Annotated in this window: 19 protein-coding genes; 5 read left to right on the forward strand and 14 right to left on the reverse strand. The window is 61.3% G+C overall.

Features of this window, described 5'->3' with window-relative positions; genetic code table 11:
• Positions 1-97: 97 nt before the first annotated feature.
• Entirely contained in the window at positions 98-1,240 is a 1,143-nt protein-coding gene (gene nirK, locus ASD52_RS25995) for a copper-containing nitrite reductase (RefSeq protein ID WP_057207332.1), read from the reverse strand.
• Between the two features lie 335 nt (positions 1,241-1,575).
• Here nirK and ASD52_RS26000 point away from each other — a divergent pair, with 335 nt between their 5' ends.
• The gene (locus ASD52_RS26000) at positions 1,576-2,799 is read left to right on the forward strand and encodes an NnrS family protein (RefSeq protein ID WP_057225843.1); all 1,224 of its coding nucleotides are present in this window, start codon (positions 1,576-1,578) and stop codon (positions 2,797-2,799) included.
• A gap of 339 nt (positions 2,800-3,138) precedes the next feature.
• Here the strand turns inward: ASD52_RS26000 and ASD52_RS26005 are convergent, their stop codons facing one another.
• The 5 genes from ASD52_RS26005 to ASD52_RS26025 form a co-directional block, all read right to left on the reverse strand.
• Positions 3,139-4,638, reverse strand: coding sequence for a DUF1254 domain-containing protein (locus tag ASD52_RS26005; RefSeq protein ID WP_244497518.1), 1,500 nt, complete (start codon positions 4,636-4,638; stop codon positions 3,139-3,141).
• A 307-nt stretch (positions 4,639-4,945) separates the two neighbouring features.
• Entirely contained in the window at positions 4,946-5,254 is a 309-nt protein-coding gene (locus ASD52_RS26010; RefSeq protein ID WP_057225846.1) for a metal-sulfur cluster assembly factor, read from the reverse strand.
• Positions 5,241-5,777 carry a DUF2249 domain-containing protein gene (locus ASD52_RS26015; protein ID WP_057225848.1) on the reverse strand — a complete coding sequence of 179 codons (537 nt, stop codon included), beginning with the start codon at positions 5,775-5,777 and terminating at the stop codon, positions 5,241-5,243. Before ASD52_RS26015 ends, ASD52_RS26010 begins: the two co-directional genes overlap by 14 nt.
• Positions 5,774-7,138, reverse strand: coding sequence for a hypothetical protein (locus ASD52_RS26020; protein WP_057225850.1), 1,365 nt, complete (start codon positions 7,136-7,138; stop codon positions 5,774-5,776). Before ASD52_RS26020 ends, ASD52_RS26015 begins: the two co-directional genes overlap by 4 nt.
• Positions 7,139-7,272: 134 nt before the next feature.
• Positions 7,273-7,563, reverse strand: a complete 291-nt coding sequence (locus ASD52_RS26025) for a DUF2249 domain-containing protein (protein ID WP_025430205.1) — start codon at positions 7,561-7,563, stop codon at positions 7,273-7,275.
• A 226-nt stretch (positions 7,564-7,789) separates the two neighbouring features.
• Here ASD52_RS26025 and hemN point away from each other — a divergent pair, with 226 nt between their 5' ends.
• Entirely contained in the window at positions 7,790-9,142 is a 1,353-nt protein-coding gene (gene hemN / locus ASD52_RS26030; protein WP_057225852.1) for an oxygen-independent coproporphyrinogen III oxidase, read from the forward strand.
• Between the two features lie 69 nt (positions 9,143-9,211).
• On the opposite strand, the gene ASD52_RS26035 is transcribed toward hemN, so the two are convergent.
• The 6 genes from ASD52_RS26035 to ASD52_RS26060 form a co-directional block, all read right to left on the reverse strand.
• Positions 9,212-11,113: a nitric oxide reductase activation protein NorD gene (locus tag ASD52_RS26035; RefSeq protein ID WP_057225854.1), complete on the reverse strand. Its 1,902-nt coding sequence runs from the start codon at positions 11,111-11,113 to the stop codon at positions 9,212-9,214.
• 10 nt (positions 11,114-11,123) lie between these two features.
• Positions 11,124-11,936, reverse strand: coding sequence for a CbbQ/NirQ/NorQ/GpvN family protein (locus ASD52_RS26040; RefSeq protein WP_025430208.1), 813 nt, complete (start codon positions 11,934-11,936; stop codon positions 11,124-11,126).
• 67 nt (positions 11,937-12,003) lie between these two features.
• Positions 12,004-13,350, reverse strand: a complete 1,347-nt coding sequence (locus ASD52_RS26045; protein WP_025430209.1) for a nitric-oxide reductase large subunit — start codon at positions 13,348-13,350, stop codon at positions 12,004-12,006.
• 24 nt (positions 13,351-13,374) lie between these two features.
• Complete coding sequence (locus ASD52_RS26050) at positions 13,375-13,827, reverse strand: cytochrome c (protein WP_025430210.1); 453 nt, start codon at positions 13,825-13,827, stop codon at positions 13,375-13,377.
• Between the two features lie 172 nt (positions 13,828-13,999).
• The gene (locus tag ASD52_RS26055) at positions 14,000-14,278 is read right to left on the reverse strand and encodes a cytochrome C oxidase subunit IV family protein (protein WP_057225856.1); all 279 of its coding nucleotides are present in this window, start codon (positions 14,276-14,278) and stop codon (positions 14,000-14,002) included.
• A gap of 5 nt (positions 14,279-14,283) precedes the next feature.
• A complete protein-coding gene (locus ASD52_RS26060) occupies positions 14,284-14,841 on the reverse strand; it encodes a cytochrome c oxidase subunit 3 (protein WP_057207216.1) in 558 nt (185 codons plus the stop codon).
• A 123-nt stretch (positions 14,842-14,964) separates the two neighbouring features.
• Here ASD52_RS26060 and ASD52_RS39465 point away from each other — a divergent pair, with 123 nt between their 5' ends.
• The 3 genes from ASD52_RS39465 to ASD52_RS26070 all read left to right on the forward strand — a co-directional run bounded on the left by ASD52_RS39465 (position 14,965) and on the right by ASD52_RS26070 (position 16,365).
• Entirely contained in the window at positions 14,965-15,126 is a 162-nt protein-coding gene (locus ASD52_RS39465; protein WP_164474911.1) for a hypothetical protein, read from the forward strand.
• A 120-nt stretch (positions 15,127-15,246) separates the two neighbouring features.
• Entirely contained in the window at positions 15,247-15,663 is a 417-nt protein-coding gene (locus tag ASD52_RS26065) for a hemerythrin domain-containing protein (protein ID WP_082571880.1), read from the forward strand.
• Between the two features lie 9 nt (positions 15,664-15,672).
• On the forward strand, positions 15,673-16,365 hold the full coding sequence (locus tag ASD52_RS26070; RefSeq protein WP_057225859.1) for an NnrU family protein: 693 nt from the start codon (positions 15,673-15,675) through the stop codon (positions 16,363-16,365).
• On the opposite strand, the gene ASD52_RS26075 is transcribed toward ASD52_RS26070, so the two are convergent.
• Positions 16,314-16,940 (reverse strand): UbiX family flavin prenyltransferase, encoded by a 627-nt coding sequence (locus tag ASD52_RS26075; RefSeq protein WP_057225860.1) that lies wholly within the window; start codon positions 16,938-16,940, stop codon positions 16,314-16,316. The genes ASD52_RS26070 and ASD52_RS26075 overlap by 52 nt on opposite strands.
• Entirely contained in the window at positions 16,937-18,448 is a 1,512-nt protein-coding gene (locus ASD52_RS26080) for a UbiD family decarboxylase (RefSeq protein WP_057225862.1), read from the reverse strand. The genes ASD52_RS26075 and ASD52_RS26080 overlap by 4 nt, the downstream gene beginning before the upstream one ends.
• Positions 18,449-18,453 lie beyond the last annotated feature (5 nt).

Below are 18,453 nucleotides of genomic sequence, written 5' to 3' on the forward strand. Positions count from 1 at the left end.
TATTGGCATGCGCCGACGGATCCGGCGCATGCCCTTGTCGCTGCCTCGCGCTGCCCAAAGACCTCTTCGGGCAACGCGGCCGATTGTCATGTCGGGGCTACATCGAAGCCGGCTTGACGACCGAGGTCATCAGATCGTCGTTCCACTCGCCGGTGACCTTGAAGTGTCCGGCCGCGCCCAGTTCGAAGGCCTCGATCAGGTTGTGGTTGACGTAGGCATAGATGCCCGGCTGCCGGAATGTGTAGAAGGCCGCGCCGGCGGTGCCGCCCGGAATGAACCAGGTTTCCTGATCGAGCTCGGGCGGATTACGGAATTTGCCGGTTGCCCAGACATAGTCGCCGTGTCCACCGATCAGGTGTGGCCGTGTATCGCGGTTGGCCTGCGAGTGGATGACGAGCACATGTTCGCCAACGGCCGCTGTCAGCGCCTTCTCGCCGGTCAGCGCTCCGACCGCGCCATTGAAGACGACGTGGGTCGGGGTCAGCGTGCGCATCACCTTGACGGTATCTTCATAGGCTTCGCCGGGCGTTTCGTATTTCTTGTAGTTGCCGGCTTCGTCGCGCGGGATGTAGAAATCCTGCTCGCCCACGTAGTAGACCTTGTCATAGGTCAGCGGCTGTCCCTTCTCATCCTTAAGCCCGTCACGCGGCAGCACCATGATGGCGCCGTTCATGCCCGACGTGACGTGCCAGGGCACCATGCCTTCCGGCGCGCAATGGTAGACGAAGACGCCAGGCTTGGTCGCCTTGAAGCGCAAGGTCGTCTCCTCGCCGGGATTGACCTGCGTCAGGCCGCCACCGCCCAAGGCCCCCGTTGCTGCGTGAAAGTCGATATTGTGCAGCAGCGTGTTGGTGGCGGGGTTGATCAATCTGAGTTCGACATAGTCGTTCTCGTGGACGACCATCAGCGGACCGGGAACCGAGCCATTGAAGGTCATGGCGTGCACTTCGGTGCCGTCGCCGTCAATGACCAGCTTCTTTTCTTCGATGGTCATGGTGAACTCGACCACGCGCGGGCCGGTCTTGGCGACCTGATCGTGAGCATGAACGAAGGGCGGAGCGACGAGGTCGACCTTGACCCGTTCCAGTGTCGCAATGTCGACCGGCGCCGTGTCCGCTGCCGCGGGAGCGGCGGCCGTTGCGGCCTGGGTCGAGGTCGCCGTCAGGATCGGCGTCAGCGCGCCAGCGAAGGCGGCGCCGGCCAGAATCGTCCGGCGAGTCATCTGCAGCTGTTCTGTCATCATTGCTCTCCTTGGGCATGACCGCGCGACCGGAGTGGCCGTCCGAAAATCATGCCGAAATTCAACGTGTTACGGTGTCCTCTGCCGTCCCTGGCGGGCTCACCTCAGGTTTTGACCACCGGTTTTTCAGTAGTCATGCCTCAAGTAGAACCGAGAGCGAATGACGTCTTTGTCTTGGAACAAATCGCCCCGGAAAGTGGATGTTTTTCTGCAAATCTTCACGGGGGCGGCGTTCGCCAGGCTCTATAATTGCGTTTTCGCAAAGATGCCTCGGCAAGCCCCGGATAAATCGATCCCATCCACCCGTCCGCTCGACGAAAGAACAGGATCGAACAATGTTTAGTTACTTCAGCAAACCAAGGCCCAGCGGAGGAATCCCGCGCGGAATCGCCACCACCGGTCCCGTTCTCTTTTCCTATGGCTTCAGACCCTTCTTCCTCGGCGCCAGTCTCTGGGCGATCTTCGCCATGGCCGGATGGATTGCCGCCCTTACCACGGGTATCGACATTGCCGGCGAATATGGCCCTGCCCATTGGCACGCACACGAGATGCTCTTCGGGTTCTCATCCGCCGTACTCGCAGGCTTCCTTTTGACCGCTGTTCCGAACTGGACCGGCAGGCTGCCAGTTTCTGGCAGGCCGCTCGCCTACCTGTTCGCCCTGTGGGTTGCCGGGCGGCTGGCGCTGCTTGCAACCGATGTTATCGGATTGAAGTTCGCAGTGATCATCGAGGCCGCCTTCATGCCGGCGTTGCTCGCCATCTGCGCGCGCGAAATCATCGTCGGTCGGAAGTGGAAGGATCTGAAAATCGTCAGCGGTCTGGTTCTTCTTTCAGCCGCCAATGCGTGGTTCCATATCTCCGTCGTCCGTGAGCTCGACGTCGACGCGGCGGCACGGCTGGCGATCGGCGCTTATGTCATGCTGATCATGATTGTCGGCGGCAGAATTCTGCCAAGCTTCACCCGCAACTGGCTGAACAAGTTCGGCCGGACCGACTTTCCGGTTCCCTATAACCGCTTTGACACAGTGACGATTCTCGTCGGCGTCGCTGCTCTTGTCTGCTGGACCTTCGCGCCGCAACACATCGTCACGGCTACGGTAGCGTCCGCCGCCTCGTTGCTGCAGGCGGCCCGGCTTATCCGCTGGCGCGGGTGGACCACGTGGCCGGACAAGATCGTGTTCGTCCTGCACGCGGCCTATGCCTTCGTTCCACTCGGCTTTGCCGCCGTTGCAGCAGGCGCGGTCGGCGCTCTCGACGCGTACCCCGTCATGCATGTGATGACCGTTGGGGTCATAGCCTGCATGATGCTGGCCGTCATGACGCGCGCAAGCCGCGGACACACCGGACGGCCATTGGCTGCATCGAACCTCAGCTGCGCCTCTTACATCGCCATCATCGGCGCGGCGCTGGCGCGCCCCTTCGCCGAGATCCTGCCGGCGCACTATCATCACCTGCTCGCGCTATCGGGAGCACTCTGGATCACAGCCTTTGCGCTGTTCTGCATCGAATACGGTCCGATGCTGGTTCGCGCCCGGCGCGCGCCACGGGGTGCTGCCTAGCGCCCCGAGTAAGTTGGTTCTGCATAACCAAAAAAGAAGGTTGCCGCCGCTGCGGCAACCTTCCGACGAGGCCATGTACTCATAAAGACGCCGCCCCGCAGGATCGAAGCTTGTGCCTCCGACAGCGGGCGTGAGGCGAACCTCTCGAAAATCGCTAGCGCAGCCAATAACCGGTCATTGGCTGCGCTGAAAAAAGCGATGGGGGCAGAAACACTTGCCACGGCGGCAGACGCAAGAAATCTAGCACTCATGCAGTGCCTGTGGTTCATTTCTTCGGTGACTTCCCAGCGGGGCGGGTGTCGGACCGTATGCAAAACATCCGGAACCCGCGGCGCGTGTTCAATCAACCCTCTCGAAGTCGCCTGGCTTCCAACTCTTGTCGAACCATGGCTCCAATGGAGCATACAGCCGCAACAGCGAATTCCAGCCCTTGCCGGGTATGGTTTGAACCCAGTTTCCCTCTTGTCCCGACGGAGCCTCTGGAGAGAACCAGACTGTCACCGAACCGTCCTCGTTCTTCTTGATGCCCGGCTGGTTGCTGTCGATACCTGCGAGCTTCTGGTCAGTCTCCAGCATTGATCTGGTCTGATTGTCATAGACCGTGAACGACCAGAACTGTCCGACCGGAACGGGGGCAGGCAAGGTGATTTTGTATGTCTTGCTGCCGTCGAGATAGGTTCCGGTCGAGTCCCTGACCGCAAACGCGTAGGCTGAGCCGGTGCCGGGCATCGCATCTGCCATCGCAGGTGTGATCCCCGTCGCCGCGTAGTGGAACATCGTGCGCGCGTCGAGCATGCGTTCGCCGTCGTTCAGGAACTGATAGCTGTTGCCGATGAAGCCATTGTTCCATTGACGGTCGGGGTAAAATTTCGCGCGTTCATCGCGGGGAGCAAAGACCATGGACCGGGCCGTCGCATTGCCGACCGCAACAGCCTCGGTGAGGATTGCCCTCATGCGGGCATCAGGCGCGAACGGCTTGCCCTTCTTGATGCCAATAGATGCGAACAGGCCGACAATTTCGGGATCGAATGCATCGCCCGGCTCGGTCTGGATGACGCTGTTCAGCTCCTCGTAGAAATGGAAGTCATTGGCATGGACCGTATTCATCTGCTTGCCGGAGATGTTGATAAAGGTGGTTTCCGGCGGCTCCTTGCCCGCCGACAGCGGATAGACACGCGCATGGTCCTTCACGCTCCTGACTGCCGCAGCGATGTCGCCGTCCTTTACGAAGGCGCGGTAGAGAATCAGGTTTGTGTTGGTCGGCGACTTGGTGGCAAAGTAGCCTTCAGCAGGCAACTCGCCGGAATAGGCTGGTGGCACGAAAAGATATTTTCCACCTTTACCGCGGTCGGGTCCGATGAGGCCCACATCGGTGACGTAGCGGAAGTATGCGTCGTCGACGGGTCCGAGGACGCCTGGAGGCACCTCCGCGACGACTGGTCCGTTCGTAAGATCAACGCAGAAAAAGACGTAGACGGTCGTCGTATTCGCGGTCAGAAACAATGAACGCGCGTCCATAAGATTTTCCGTAATGCCGATGCCCTTGTTTTTCGCGGCCCCGACGTCCTCCAGGCCCTGGCACAGTGCGTAGACAGACGCGGCTGGCATTCCCGATAGAAACGCTTCGACGCCCCTTGAAAAGTCGATGTTGTCATAAACCTTCTGCACCGTCTCTTGATCGGGAAGACCGTCCGAGAACTTCAGGGTTCCGATGCGAGTTTCCACGGTATCCGGCGTCTGGATGCTCGCTGGGACATCGGCCATGAATTTGGGCCCGAAATGGTCCTGCGCGGCAACGGACGTCGCTGAGACGAGCGAAAACAGCGCCAGCGCTGGCAATCGATTGAACCTGACCATGCACACTCTCCTGGACGTTGTCGGAGCGACATTAGCTGCAACCTTCCGATGAGCAAGTGTTGCAGCAAATCTCGACATAATCGCACACAGATTTCATTTGGGCGGGTCCCTCGTTCATTCACTTGCGGATCGGGCAACCGCATACGGACTCAAGGCGACATTGAACGCGAGCCTGTCTGGGATCATATCCTGAGAGCAATCTCGAACCTGAACGGTGCTGTGGTTCAGATGATTGACAGCACAGTGCGCACCAGCACGCTACATGCGTGCAAGTTTACACGTCCACGACCTAGTACCTGGCAGATGCCTCGCGCATCATTTCCGGGGTCCATGGCGGCTCGTAGGTCAGCCGCACTTCGGCATATTCCACGCCGGGAACGTACCAGACGCAGTTCTGCACGGCTTCCTTGAGAAAGGCCGTGGCGGGGCAGGCCTTTATCGTCGTGGTCATCGTTACGCGGACGATGCCGCCATCCTGGACAGCAATGTCGTAGATCAAACCGAGATCCACGACATTGGACCCCATTTCCGGATCGACGATCATCCGCAGGGCGCTGCGAATCCGTTCGACCAGCTCTTCGCGTTCAGTCGGCTGCATTTTCGTGCCCCTTGTTTCCACCGACGCGGACGAGGATGCGATAGGTCTCGCCCGCCGCGTCGAAGTTTCCGGCCCATTTGTGACCGCGTTTCGCTAGTTCGGGGTAGAGAAACAGCGGCTCGCGCGCGAGAAGTGCGAAAAGCACCTCGCCGGCCTGCATCTTTTCCACCACGGCGAGGATGCGAACCATCGGCTCGGGCGGGTCCAGATCCGTCAGATCGAGCTGGCGCGCGGGATCCGGCCATGCGTCCAGATCCGTGTCGCCGGCGGAGACCCTGATCTCGTCGACCTGTTCCTCCGGCGTGAACAGAACCTCCCAGTCGCCGTTGCCGAGCGGCTGGTCCTGGTGGGCAAAGCCGCGGCCGGCCATGACGCTGAAAAGCGGCACCGGCCTGAACGTTGCAATCAGTTTGAGCGGTTGTCCGGGTGCCAGACCGTCGACGGCGCGCATGATGGCCTGGAACGGATCACTACCGCTCTTGAGAAGCGGCCGGACGTCGAGCTCGATGGGGTCTTTGGTCATGGTTGTCTCCGTGACTGAAACGATGGGAAGAAGAGATGCGGACGGGCGAAGCCGCCAGGAAGCCGAAGATTACTGGGCACATTGCTGAGCCTTCGTGTTGCCACGAATTCCCAAAGCAACGCATTGACCGCAATCAACTGGCCAAAGCTGCTCGCCTGAAACAGCAATGCGTTGTCGAAATAGAGCGCTGTCGAGGCAACGATCACGGTGAGATAGTAGAGGCGAAACCAGAACGCCGCACGCGTTTCGACGACCAGATCCTGAACGCGCGGCGTCGGCATGCGTCCAAGCAGCGCGCCGTAACATTCGAGCCAGGTGATGAAGGGAACGATCTTGTAAAGCTGCGCCAACCCCATGCCCGTCAGCCAGCCAAAAGTGACGAGATAGACAAGCGCGCCCACGCCTTCTTCGATTTGGCCGCTGACGATCAAAGCTACGAAGAACACGGTCGCGACTATCAGCGCCACGAAAGCGCCGATGCCGGCGCGGCTGTTCAATTCGATGAGCTTGCGTTTGCGCTCGCGGTAGATCCGCACGATGTCCGCCATGTAAATTCCAATGGCGATCACACCGGCGAGCGCCGCACCGACGAGCAGGATCGTCCGCCCGTCCGAACCGGAAAGGATCATCGGCACAATGCAGACGATCATGCCGAGGGCAACAGCACCCAGCGCCCAGACGATCCTGCTACTATGCCGTTCGCGGTCCGGCGACAGCATGAACATGGTCAATAGCCGGTAGCTGACCCCCATGGTCGTGAAACTCAGCCAGCCGCCCAGCCCCAACGCGGCATGAAGCGAAATGCCTTCAAGGGTCAGATCGATCGCGGCCGGCGTATCGGAAAGTCCGGCAAGGACGAATGCGTAGATGCCACCGAGAAAGAAGGTCATGACCAGCGAGCCAAGACCAACGGCGACGAACCGCGCGGGCAAGGGCAGCGGTCGCGCCTGCCAAAGCGTCGATGCAAAGATGATGATGAGCAGGCCGAAACCGGCGATCGTCACAGTCGCCCCGAACGGCAGCAGGAGCGGTGAAAGGCTGTCGGCGCCTGCGAGGCTGACAAAACCAAGCACCAGGCTGGTTATGCCGACAACCAGCAGCGCCAGAGCCGGAAAAGCCAGGTTGGGAAACGAAAGCGGCCGACCAACGAGAACAGGCACGAACTGCAGCAGAGCCCCCGCCATCAAGAGGCTGAGCCATCCGAGCGCAATGGTATGGACGAGCGCCAGCGTCTCAGGGGCCTCGATGGATGAAACCGGATATCCGAAGCCGAGGACCATCATGATCTCGCCGATGGCAAGAAAGATCAGCGCGGCCGCGAAATAGGACATCGTCCAGCGGGAAAGCGTGGCACCGAACATCGCGGTTCATCCAGAAGAGCGCATTTCCAGGAAAGTGCGAAGCGGCTTTCCGGCCGGAAATGCGTAAACACAAAGAGATAGAGCGTTCCTGCGGCTACGCCTAAACTGGAAACGCCCTAGCCGGGACACTCGTATCAGTGGCCGCTGCTGCTGCCGCAGCAGCAATCGCAGCCGGAGGCCTGTTGCCGGCCGATCTCGACCCGCCAGACATCCGGTCCCTGCTCGAGGTAATCCCAGGTAAATTCGCCGGGGTAGCGGCTTTCCAACTGATAGTGCAGCGGACGCGGATCATGGTCGTTGACGATGATGAAGGAGCCGCCCTCGGCCAGCGCATTGAGCATGCCGAAGATCTTCGGATGGCGCTCCACCGGCGGGATGGTGCGCACGTCGATGAAGGGCTTGGTTTCTGTTTCTGCAGTGGTCATCTCAGTCCGTTCAGGGCGCCGTTGTTGCCTCAGCTTCCGGGAAACGCCGGCGCAAACGGCCCGGATTTGCAAAGGCTAATGCCGACGGCAACGCGACATTTTGTCGAAGCGCAAACAAATCCCGCTTTGCGCCTTCATGGTCGGTTACTTGGCATTTCGCAAAGAACGACGGGGGCACGCGGCCTAGAAACGGATCGATTGTTTCGACAAGCCGATAGGAACCGCCATGCAGTCCACCGCCCTTTTGAAATATGCCGAGATGCGCTTGCCGCGCTACACCAGCTACCCGACCGCACCGCGTTTTTCCGCCGGTGTCGATCGCACGACCTACGCCGATTGGCTCGGCGCGGTTCCCGAAGATCGGGATGTGTCTCTTTATCTGCACATCCCCTTCTGTCGATCGATGTGCTGGTATTGCGGTTGCCACACCACGATTACCCGGCAGGACGAACCGATCCTCGATTACCTCAACGTGCTGAGGCAGGAGATCGGCATGGTGGCCGATCATGTGTCCGCGCCGCTGCCGATCGGCGAGGTCCATTTCGGCGGCGGGACGCCGACGATCATCGAGCCGGAAGAGTTCCTTTCCCTGATGGCCCTCCTGCGCGAACGCTACCTGTTTGGTCAAAAGACAGGCGTGGCTGTCGAAATCGATCCCCGACGCCTGACCGCAGCCATGGCGCAAGCGCTTGGCGAAGGGGGCGTTGGACGCGCCAGCCTCGGCGTACAGAGCTTCGACCCGGTCGTCCAGAAGGCGATCAACCGCATTCAGACAGAACAGCAGACGGCGGATGCAGTGGCGCATCTTCGCAAAGCCGGTGTCACCGGAATCAATTTCGACCTGATCTATGGATTGCCGCACCAGACGGTTCGCTCCTGCGTCGAGACGGTCCAGGCGGCAGTGGCGATGCGGCCGGAGCGCTTCGCCGTCTTCGGCTACGCGCATGTGCCGTCGTTCAAGAAACACCAGCGCATGATCGACGAGAACGTTCTGCCCGACGCTTCGGCGCGCACCGATCAGGCGCTCGCCATCAGCGAGGCGCTCTGCGAAGCGGGTTACCGCCAGATCGGGCTCGACCACTTCGCCCTGCCCGACGACGATCTCGTGCTCGCGCAATCCTCTGGCACGCTTCGGCGGAATTTTCAGGGCTATACCACGGACAATTGTGAAACGCTGATCGGTTTCGGCGCCTCGGCAATCGGCCGGTCACAAGCCGGCTACGTGCAGAACGAGGTTCCCCCAGGACTTTATGCAAGCCACATCGCGTCTGGACGGCTGGCAACGACCAAGGGATATCGTTTGACCGATGAGGATCGCCTGCGTGCCGCGATCATCGAGAGACTGATGTGCGACTTCACGGTCGACATCAAGGCAATCGCCACCGCACACGGACGCGACCCGAACGTCCTTCTCGGTGGCAATGCACGGCTGACGACGATGGCCAATGACGGCGTGCTGGATATCGCCGACGGCGTCATAACGGTAAGCCAGGATCATCGCTTCGTGATCCGCGCCGTGGCCGCAGCATTCGATGCCTATATCGACGACGCGCCACGCACGCACAGCAAGGCGGCCTGAACCTCGGTTGACCACAAACACGAAAAGGCCCGGTCGAGACCGGGCCTTTTCGCGTTGTACCTGACCGTTCTATCCCGCCAGGCTTCGGTAGATCGCCGGCAATGCCGCCGGCAGCCGGGTGATATTGCCGACCAGCGCATAACCGTTCTGGCCGAACATGGCAGGCACATAGGACCTCGCCTCGCGGTCGACGGTGACGGCAAAAGCGCTGATGCCGCTGCGGCGCGCTTCCATCACCGCCCTGCGGCTGTCTTCCAGCGCGAAGCGTCCCTCATAGTGATCGACGTCGTTCGGCTTGCCGTCGGTCAGGACCAAAAGCAGCTTCTTGCGGTTGGGCTGCCTCTGGAGCTCTGATGTGGCATGGCGGATAGCCGCACCGATGCGGGTGTAATATCCCGGCTTCAATGCGGCGATACGGGATTCGACCAGCGGGCCCATCGGCTCGTCGAAAGCTTTGACGCTTTCCACTTTCACCCAGTCGCGCCGCCGCGAGGTGAAAGTGAGGATCGAATGATTGTCGCCGCAGGCCGAAAGGCCATGGGCGAGAATGAGCAGCGCCTCCTTTTCGACGTCCAGCACCCGGCGATTGTCGGACCAGGCATCGGTTGAAAGCGAGACGTCGACCAGGATGGTGACGGCGAGGTCGTGAACCTGCGGGCGGCTCATCAGATGGATGCGATCGCTCCCCTGCCCGCCGGCGGCCAGATCGGTGCGAGCCCGCACCACGGCATCGAGATCGAGATCGGCGCCGTCGATCTGCGCGCGCAGGATCTCGTTGCGCGGACGCAGCACTTCGAACTGGCGCCGTACCCGCCGGATCAGGCTCCTGGTTTCCGGTGTGAGCTCAGCCCGGTCCTCCATACCCGAGGCTGGGCCGGCCAGCACCCGGCAATGATCTTTCAGATAGCTCGACGTCCTGTAGTTCCATTCGGGATAGGTCAGTTCTGATGTCAGCGGTGTCGGGTCGACGGCTTCCGGCGGCAGGTCGAGATCAAAGCGGAAACGCGCAGACGGGCGGCCCTTCCGCTCGCCAAGCGTCATCTCGTCAAGATCCTGTGCGGCCTTGTTGTCGTGTTCGTCGCTGTCGTCGGATGGCCGGTCGACATTGACCATCTCGGCCATCGCCAGAATTTTTTCGAAGCGGTTGAGGATGAAGGGGCTACGATCGCCCTTGCGGTTCTCCGGGTTTTCCCTGACGGCCACGTGCCGTTCGGTCTCGGCGATCTGGCTGGAGGCGGCACCTGTTGCCGCCACATCGTCATCGCGTTCTGTAGCGGTCTCGGGTCGCAGCAAGGTATCGGGCCACAGCGGCACCGGCAGCAGCGGCAAATATCCCGGCGGCGCGCGATGCGGGAAGATTACCGGCAAAGTCGTATCCGGCTGTCCGGCCGCCTTGCGCAACAGCCGCAGGACACGGTTTTCGACATGCTGCTCTACCGATGGGAGTGAACCGCGCTGGCGCTCGATAAGAACGGCTTCAGCCAGGCGGCAGTATTTATAGCGCATGCCCGGAAACCGCTGAAAGACCTCGGCCACGGTTTCCTGCGCCCGCGACAGATACGTAAGGTCGGCCTGTAACGGGTCGACTTCACCGCGCGGGGCAAGCGGCATGGTCGCCATATAGGCAACCAGCCAGAGATAGAGGTCAATGTTGAGTTTCCGGTCGGGAAAGATGTCGATCTCGCCGGGCAGCATCAACGAGGCGTGATCCCGGCCAGGCTGAACGAGCTTTTCCTCTCCGAGCCCCATTTTCTGTCGCCACTTCAGACGGTGGCCAGAGGTGCGGCCGCGTGCGGGGACGATCTGGACCGCGGTCTCGCCGCCGTGTCCTCGAAAGCTGATCGCCAGCATCGGCATCATGTCGGCCAATTTGACAGCCTGCTCGGGATAACGTCGCCAGGTGCCGGTGTTGCCAATGAACCGGTGCCAGGCGCGCCCGACGGTTTCTTCGAGTTCTAGGAAATCCAGCATGGGCCTGTCCTCAAGCGATCAAGGAGGCGGCGACTTCGAGAAGGGCTGCCCGCACGTCCGGCTCATCGGTCAGCGGCTCGATCATCGCAGCGCGCACCGCATCCCTGATCGGCATTCCCGCATCGATCAGGCAGGCGCAATAGACAAGCAGCCGTGTCGAGACGCCCTCCTCGAGATCATGCCCTTTGAGTGCGCGCAGGCGCTGAGCGAGGTTGACGAGTGGCGCGACCTGGCTTGCGGCCAGTCCGCTCTCGCGCGAGACCACTTCGATCTCCTGGTTGCGTGGCAGGAAATCGAACTCGATTGCGACGAAGCGCTGTCGGGTGCTCGGCTTCAGGCTCTTGAGCAGGTTCTGGTAGCCGGGATTGTAGGAGACGACCAGCATGAACGCGGAAGGCGCTTCGAGCAATTCGCCGGTCCGCTCCAGCGGCAACATGCGGCGGTCGTCTGTCAGCGGATGCAGCACGACGGTGACGTCCTTGCGTGCCTCGACGATCTCGTCGAGGTAGCAGATCCCGCCTTCACGCACGGCGCGCGTCAGGGGGCCATCGACCCAGATCGTATCTCCGCCCTTCAACAGGTAGCGTCCGGTCAGATCCGCTGCGGCCAGATCGTCATGGCAGGAGACGGTGGAAAGCGGCAGGCCGAGCTTTGCTGCCATATGGCTGACGAAACGCGTCTTGCCGCAACCGGTCGGCCCCTTGAGCAGCAGCGGCAATTGCCGGACCCAGGCATTCTCGAACAGCGCGCATTCATTGCCGGAGGGGCTATAGGCCGGAATGTCGATCGATACCGGTACCAGGCTTGGTTGAACAATGCTCATGGCATGACTCCGTAAAAAAGGAGGAAGGAGATTGGCCGGTCCGGGCAACCCGGACCGGCACGTTCATTCATTCTGCGGGCTGCATCGATGCGCTCAGCGTCTTGCTGCGTTCCCGGCCGGGAACGAGGATTGCCCAGACGAACATCAGTGCCGAGATCAGCACGAAGACGCCGGAGCCAAGGCGGATCCAGTAGAACAGCGCGAGCTGGTCCTGGACGTCCATGTAGCTTTCACCGAGCACGCGCTGCAGATGGGCCTGCAGCACACCGGCGAAGGTGAGCGCGAAGGTCATCACCGACATGGCCGTGCACATGATCCAGAAGCTGACCATCGAAAGCATCTGGTTATAGGGCGCCCGCCCGCGGATTTCGGGGATCGCATAGGCCATGACCGCAAGGTTGAGCATGACATAGGCACCGAAGAAGGCGAGGTGCCCGTGAGCGGCGGTCACCTGTGTGCCGTGGGTGTAGTAGTTCACCGACGACAGCGTGTGCAGGAAGCCCCAGACGCCGGCGCCGAAGAAGGCCATAACCGAGCAGCCGATCGACCACAGCAGCGCCGCCCTGTTCGGATGCTTGCGGCCGGCCTTCCAGGTCATCACGAAGGTGAAGATCACCATGGTGAAGAACGGCGCGACCTCGAGCGTCGAGAACAGCGAACCGATCCACTGCCAGTAGCCCGGCGCGCCGATCCAGTAGTAGTGGTGGCCAGTGCCGAGGATGCCCGAAAACAGTGCCAGGCCGACGATGACATAGAGCCACTTTTCGACGACTTCCCGGTCGATGCCGTTGAGCTTGATCATCAGGAAGGCGAGCACCGACGCCATGATCAGCTCCCAGACGCCTTCGACCCACAGATGAACGACGTACCACCAGTACATCTTGTCGAGCGCGAGATTGATCGGATTGTAGAAGGCAAAGAGGAAGAAGATCGCCACACCCCAGAGCCCGAAGATCAGGATGTTGGTGACGGTCGTCTTGCGGCCCTTAAGGACCGTCAGCGTGATGTTATAGAGGAACATCAGAGCGACGATGACGATTCCGACCTTGATCGCGAAGGGTTGTTCGAGAAACTCTCGGCCTTCGTGGATGTGCAGGAGATAGCCGACGACGGCAATCGCAGCCGCGATCAGGAAGATCCAGAACTGCGCGATTGCGATCTTCGTGCTGTAAAGCTCGGTCTCCGCCTCTTCCGGCAGGAGATAATAGGTGGCCCCCATGAAGCCCATCAGCAGCCAGACGATGAGCGCGTTGGTGTGCACCATGCGAACGATGTTGAAAGGCAACAGTTCGGACAAGGTATTGGGAAGGACGTAGATGGTGCCGGCAAGGACGCCGAACAGCACCTGGGCGAGGAACAGGCCGATTGCTCCGTAGAAGTAGAGCATTGCGACCTTCTGGGTCTGGTATTTCATGATTTCACACTCCAATCGCAACGCTTAGCCGGCCTCGTTCGGCGGCCAGTTCTGGGTCTTGATGCGGCTCGTCCACTCCAGGAAATCGGCGAGGTCGTTGAGTTCCTGTTCGGTCAGGTTGAACTGCGGCATCTGGCGGCGCCCTTCGATGCCGCTCGGCTGGGCCGCCATCCAGGCCTTCATCGTCTCGCGCGCACCTTCCGGATCGGTCTCGCCGCCCCAGCGTTTCCAGACATTGCCGAGCTCGGGCGCGAAATAGGCGCCTTCACCGAGAAGCGTGTGGCAGTTGATACAGGCGTTCTTTTCCCAGACGTGCTTGCCGCGGGCGACGGCGTCCGTCAGGGTCGACTCATCGGTCGAAACAGTCCGCATGTAGTAGTGGCTGTGGGCGGTAAGCCCGACAAAGATTGCAAAAAAGAAAAAGGACCCGCCGTAAAAGACGTTTCGGGCCCCGGTCTTGGTGAGGCGTTCTGCCATCACGTCATCCTTTCGACTTCGGCCGGCCGCAAACACCGTGGCCGGCTTATCTGATCCCCTCCCCGCTTGGCGCCGCGACGTGCGGCACCGACGAACTGTCGGGGCGCGACCCATGTCTAGGGATTTCCGAAGGGCCTTCTTTGCGTTTTGGCAAACAAGACAGAGAGTGGTTTCAAGCGGATAGCACCACGCCCATCACAAGCTTGGCGATGGCCAGAAGCGCAAGCATCATCGGCCAGGCCAAGAGCCCAAACCGCAGGCCAGCCGGCGCCTGACCAAGGCCCATGAAATCGAGGGCAACAAGCCGGCATTTGATCACCGCCAGCACCAGCAGGGCCGCGATCACAAAAGCCGTGCCGCCGCAAAGCGTCATGATGGCCATGCCGGAAAGCACGATCGCGATCAGCACGGCAAAGGTATTGCGAAGTCGGCGCGCATTGTGATGGGTCATGGCGTTCACGCGAGATAGATGATCGGGAACATCACGATCCAGACAAGGTCGATGACGTGCCAGAGCGTGGTGATCAGAGCGATGTTTCCCGGGCTTGGGCGCCAGGCGACCAACAGCAGAATCACGCTGCCGAAGGCGACATGCACCAGGTGGAAGCCAGTGATGAGGAAATAGAGCTCGAAGAAGGCGCCGAACTGCGGCAACCCGGCGACGGCGACTTCGGTCGAATATTCGAAAAGCTTGATGGCGACGAAGGCGAAACCGAAGAGCGCGGCCAGAACGAGCGTGCGCCGGCGCGTCGGCGTCGAAGCGACCGGGCGCGTCGCCAGAGCCGCCTGCCAGCCGCTGGTCAGAAGAACGAGCGTATTGATACCTGCGAGCAACGGGTTGAGATGTGAACGGGCGGCGGCAAACGCGTCCGCCTGGATGACACCGACCACGAGAAAACCTACGAGCAGGATGCCGAAGGCGGCCAACTCGCTCCACACCAGCACCCAAAGCAGAAGGTCATCCGCGGATGCGTTCTCGTCTGCGTCTTGAACCGGGAGTGCCCGTCCGTCCATGCGCCAACTCCTTTGCCGGAACCGGCCGACACCTAGGCAGGCGGGGATGACCTGTCTTTGCGATTACGCAAAGAGGCCTGGCAACTGGGCTGATAGCAGCAGGATCATTCCAGGAGTTTTCCGATGACAGATGCTCAAATCGGCCTTTCCGTCGCAACCCCGATCATTGTCGGGTTCGCCATCCTTCTCTATCGCATGGGGGTCCTGCAGCGTGCGGCAACGCTGTCGGCTATCCTGTTTTCCGTCGCGATCGCCGTCGTGCTCTTCCTCGACCCGTCGCAATAGCCACGTCGCGGATGTCTCCTCACCAGTCGGTCGCCATCCACTTTGCGAAATGTCAAAGATCGCCCTTTCGATTGCGCCTAGACGATTGAGGGATGACAAATCTCGCTGACGGAGCTGCCCATGCCTGGACGGACTGCCTTGGAACAAGGCTATCAGAGCCTACTCGGATTGTGTGATCGCCTCGAGGCGATTGCCGACGCCCTGCCGCGCCGCATCGATGCAGCCGCTTGCAGCGAGATTGCAGAGAAGTTGCCATCGACGCTGCTGGCCGTGCACAGGCTTGAGGATCAGATCCTGTTTCCAGCCATCATGGCGGCAAGAAGCCCCAACGACGGACAGAGGCTGATCGAGCGTTTGCGCGACGAGCACCGGCATGACGGAAAACTGGCCGAGCAAGTCGCCCGCGTCCTCCATGAACTGCTTCACGCGCGCTGCCCGCACAGCTGGGAGGCGATCGGCTACATGCTGCGCGCCTTTTTCGAAACCGTCCGGCGCCATATCGCGACAGAACGGTTGCTCCTTGCTGAGAGGATCTGAGGCCCAGTGATGTCCAATTTTCTCGCGGCATTCGCAGTTTTCCTTGCCCTTCATATGGTGCCGGCATTGCCGACGCTGCGTCAGCGGCTGATCACACTATTGGGGCGGCGGACCTATTTCACCGTCTATTCGCTGCTGTCGATCGTCGCGCTCATCTGGGTTTTTCAGGCAGCGCTTGCGCTCGATTTCATCCCGCTCTGGGAGCCGGCCCCGTGGCAGGCGTGGACGACATTCGTCCTCGCGCCACTCGGGCTCTTCCTCGTTCTCGCCGGCCTGTTCAGTGAGAACCCGCTGTCGATCTCCATTTACCAAAGCAACGCCCGGAAGGGTGCGATCGTCAGCGTCACACGTCACCCGGTGCTTTGGGGCTTCCTTCTGTGGGCTCTCGGCCATGTCGTCACCAATGGCGATCTGCGCTCTCTGGTGCTCTTCGGCGGCTTCGCGCTTTTTGCACTCGGCGGTTTCCCGATGGTGGAAAAGCGTGTGCGGCGGCGCCTCGGGGACAATTACTCGATTACCCGGCAAGGCACCTCGATTTGGCCCTTTGTCGCGATATTGAAAGGTCAGGCGTGCCTGCGCCTCGATCCGGTGATGATCCTGTCAGCCTTCGCGACCGCGGCGATCACGTTCTGGCTGCTCGCCGGTGGCCACTACGTTATGTTCGGGGCAGATCCGCTGTTGCAGGCGTTGCCTTTCGACTGAACCTCTCCCTGCCATGCCGTTGCAAGCGGGCCGATCGGCAGCGCGAGGAGATCGATCGCCCTTGCGGCGAGATTATCGATGATTGCCTCGACGCTATCAGGCCGATGGTAGAACGCCGGCACCGGCGGCATGACGATCGCTCCCATCTCGGTCACCGCACACATGTTGCGCAAGTGGCCGAGATGCAGCGGCGTTTCGCGCGCCATCAGCACCAGACGACGGCGTTCCTTCAGGTGCACGTCCGCGGCGCGAACGATGAGATTGTCGGCAAGCCCGTTGGCGATCGCGGCAAGCGTGCGCATCGAACAGGGCGCGACGATCATGCCGGCGGTCGGAAACGACCCGCTGGCGATCGCAGCGCCGATATCGTCATGCTCATAGGTCCGGTCCGCCTTCTCCAGCAACCGCAACAGCGCATGTCCGCCAACCTCATGGGCAAGGGTGCGATGGGCCGACGGCGATAGCACCAGATGCATCTCCACTTCCTCGATCTGTGCAAGCCGCTCGGCAATGCGCAACGGTATGGCAGCGCCCGACGCACCGGTGATACCAACGACAATTCGGTGCCTGGTCATGATGCTTTCCTTTCAAGCCCAAGATCGGCCCAGATGGCATCCACCTGGCTGATGACATCGGGCGTCATGTCGAGCACCCGCCCCCATTCCCGACCGGTCTCGGAACCGATCTTGGTGGTGGCATCCAGCCCGAGCTTGCCGCCGAGACCGGAGCGCGGCGACGCAAAATCGAGATAGTCGATCGGTGTGTCGGCAATGATGGTGACGTCGCGGCTGGCATCGAAGCGGGTCGCCAGCGCCCACATGACGTCGGGCCAGTGGCGGACATTGATATCCGGGTCGACTGCGATGATCAGTTTGGTGTAGCTGAACTGCGGCAGCATCGACCACAGACCCATCATCAGGCGTTTCGCCTGTCCGGGGTAACGCTTGTCGATCGCGACCACCATGGCGCGATACGAACAGGCTTCCGGCGGCAGCCAGAGATCGGTGATCTCGGGGAACTGCTTCTTGGCGAGCGGAATGAACAATGTGTTCATCGCCTCGCCGAGCCGCGAAGGCTCGTCTGGCGGGCGGCCGGTGTAGGTGGAGAGGTAATAGGGGGCACGGCGCGTGGTGATGGCAGAAAGGGTCATGACCGGAAACGGCTCGACCGAATTGTAGTAGCCGGTATGGTCACCATAGGGGCCCTCGTCGGCGGTCTCGGTTGCCGACACCGTTCCCTCAAGCATGATCTCGGCATTTGCCGGCACGGCCAGCGGCACCGATGTGGCGGCGACTAATTGCGTTCGGCTGCGCCGCAGCAATCCGGCAAAGTTGAGCTCGCTCAGCCCCTCCGGCAGCGGCATGACCGAAGCGAGGATCGTCGCAGGATCGGCGCCGATTGCTACGGCAACCGGCATGTCGCGCCCCTGGCGCTGCCACAGGCGATGGTGTCGCGCGCCGCCGCGATGGGCAAGCCAGCGCAGGATCACTCGATCCCGGCCAAGCACCTGCATTCGATAGATGCCGACATTGACATCACGCGGATCGTCCGGTGCGCGGGTGATCACCAGTGGCCAGGTGATCAGCGGTGCGGGTTCGCCCGGCCAGCACCATTGGATCGGCAGAAGGCCAAGGTCGATGTCCGTACCGCGCCAGACGATGTCCTGACACGGTGCTGATGTCACATGTTTCGGCCGCATGTAGAGCGCCGAGCGCAACAGCGGCAGCCGGTCCCAGGCGTCGCGCAGCGATCCCGGCGCCCGCGGGTCTCGCAGTTCCGCCAGGTCTCGCGCAAGCCCGGTCAGCCCGCCGGCCGTCAGTCCGAAACCACGTTCGATCCGACGCTCGGTGCCAAAGAGATTGGCCAAGAGCGGGATGTCGTGGACGCGCCCTGACGCATCGACCGGCCGCTCGAAGAGCAAAGCCGGGCCCTGATCTGCCAGAATGCGCCGGTGGATCTCCGTCACTTCGTGCACCAGGGACACGGGACGGGAGATACGCTTCAGCTCCCCCTCGCGCTCCAGCGCACAGGCAAAATCCTGAAGCGAGACGAAACCCTTGGCGGGAAGGAAGCTCTTGTTCATACCGC

This window comes from Ensifer sp. Root142, from assembly GCF_001426785.1.
GTDB classification, from domain to species: Bacteria; Pseudomonadota; Alphaproteobacteria; order Rhizobiales; family Rhizobiaceae; genus Ensifer; species Ensifer canadensis.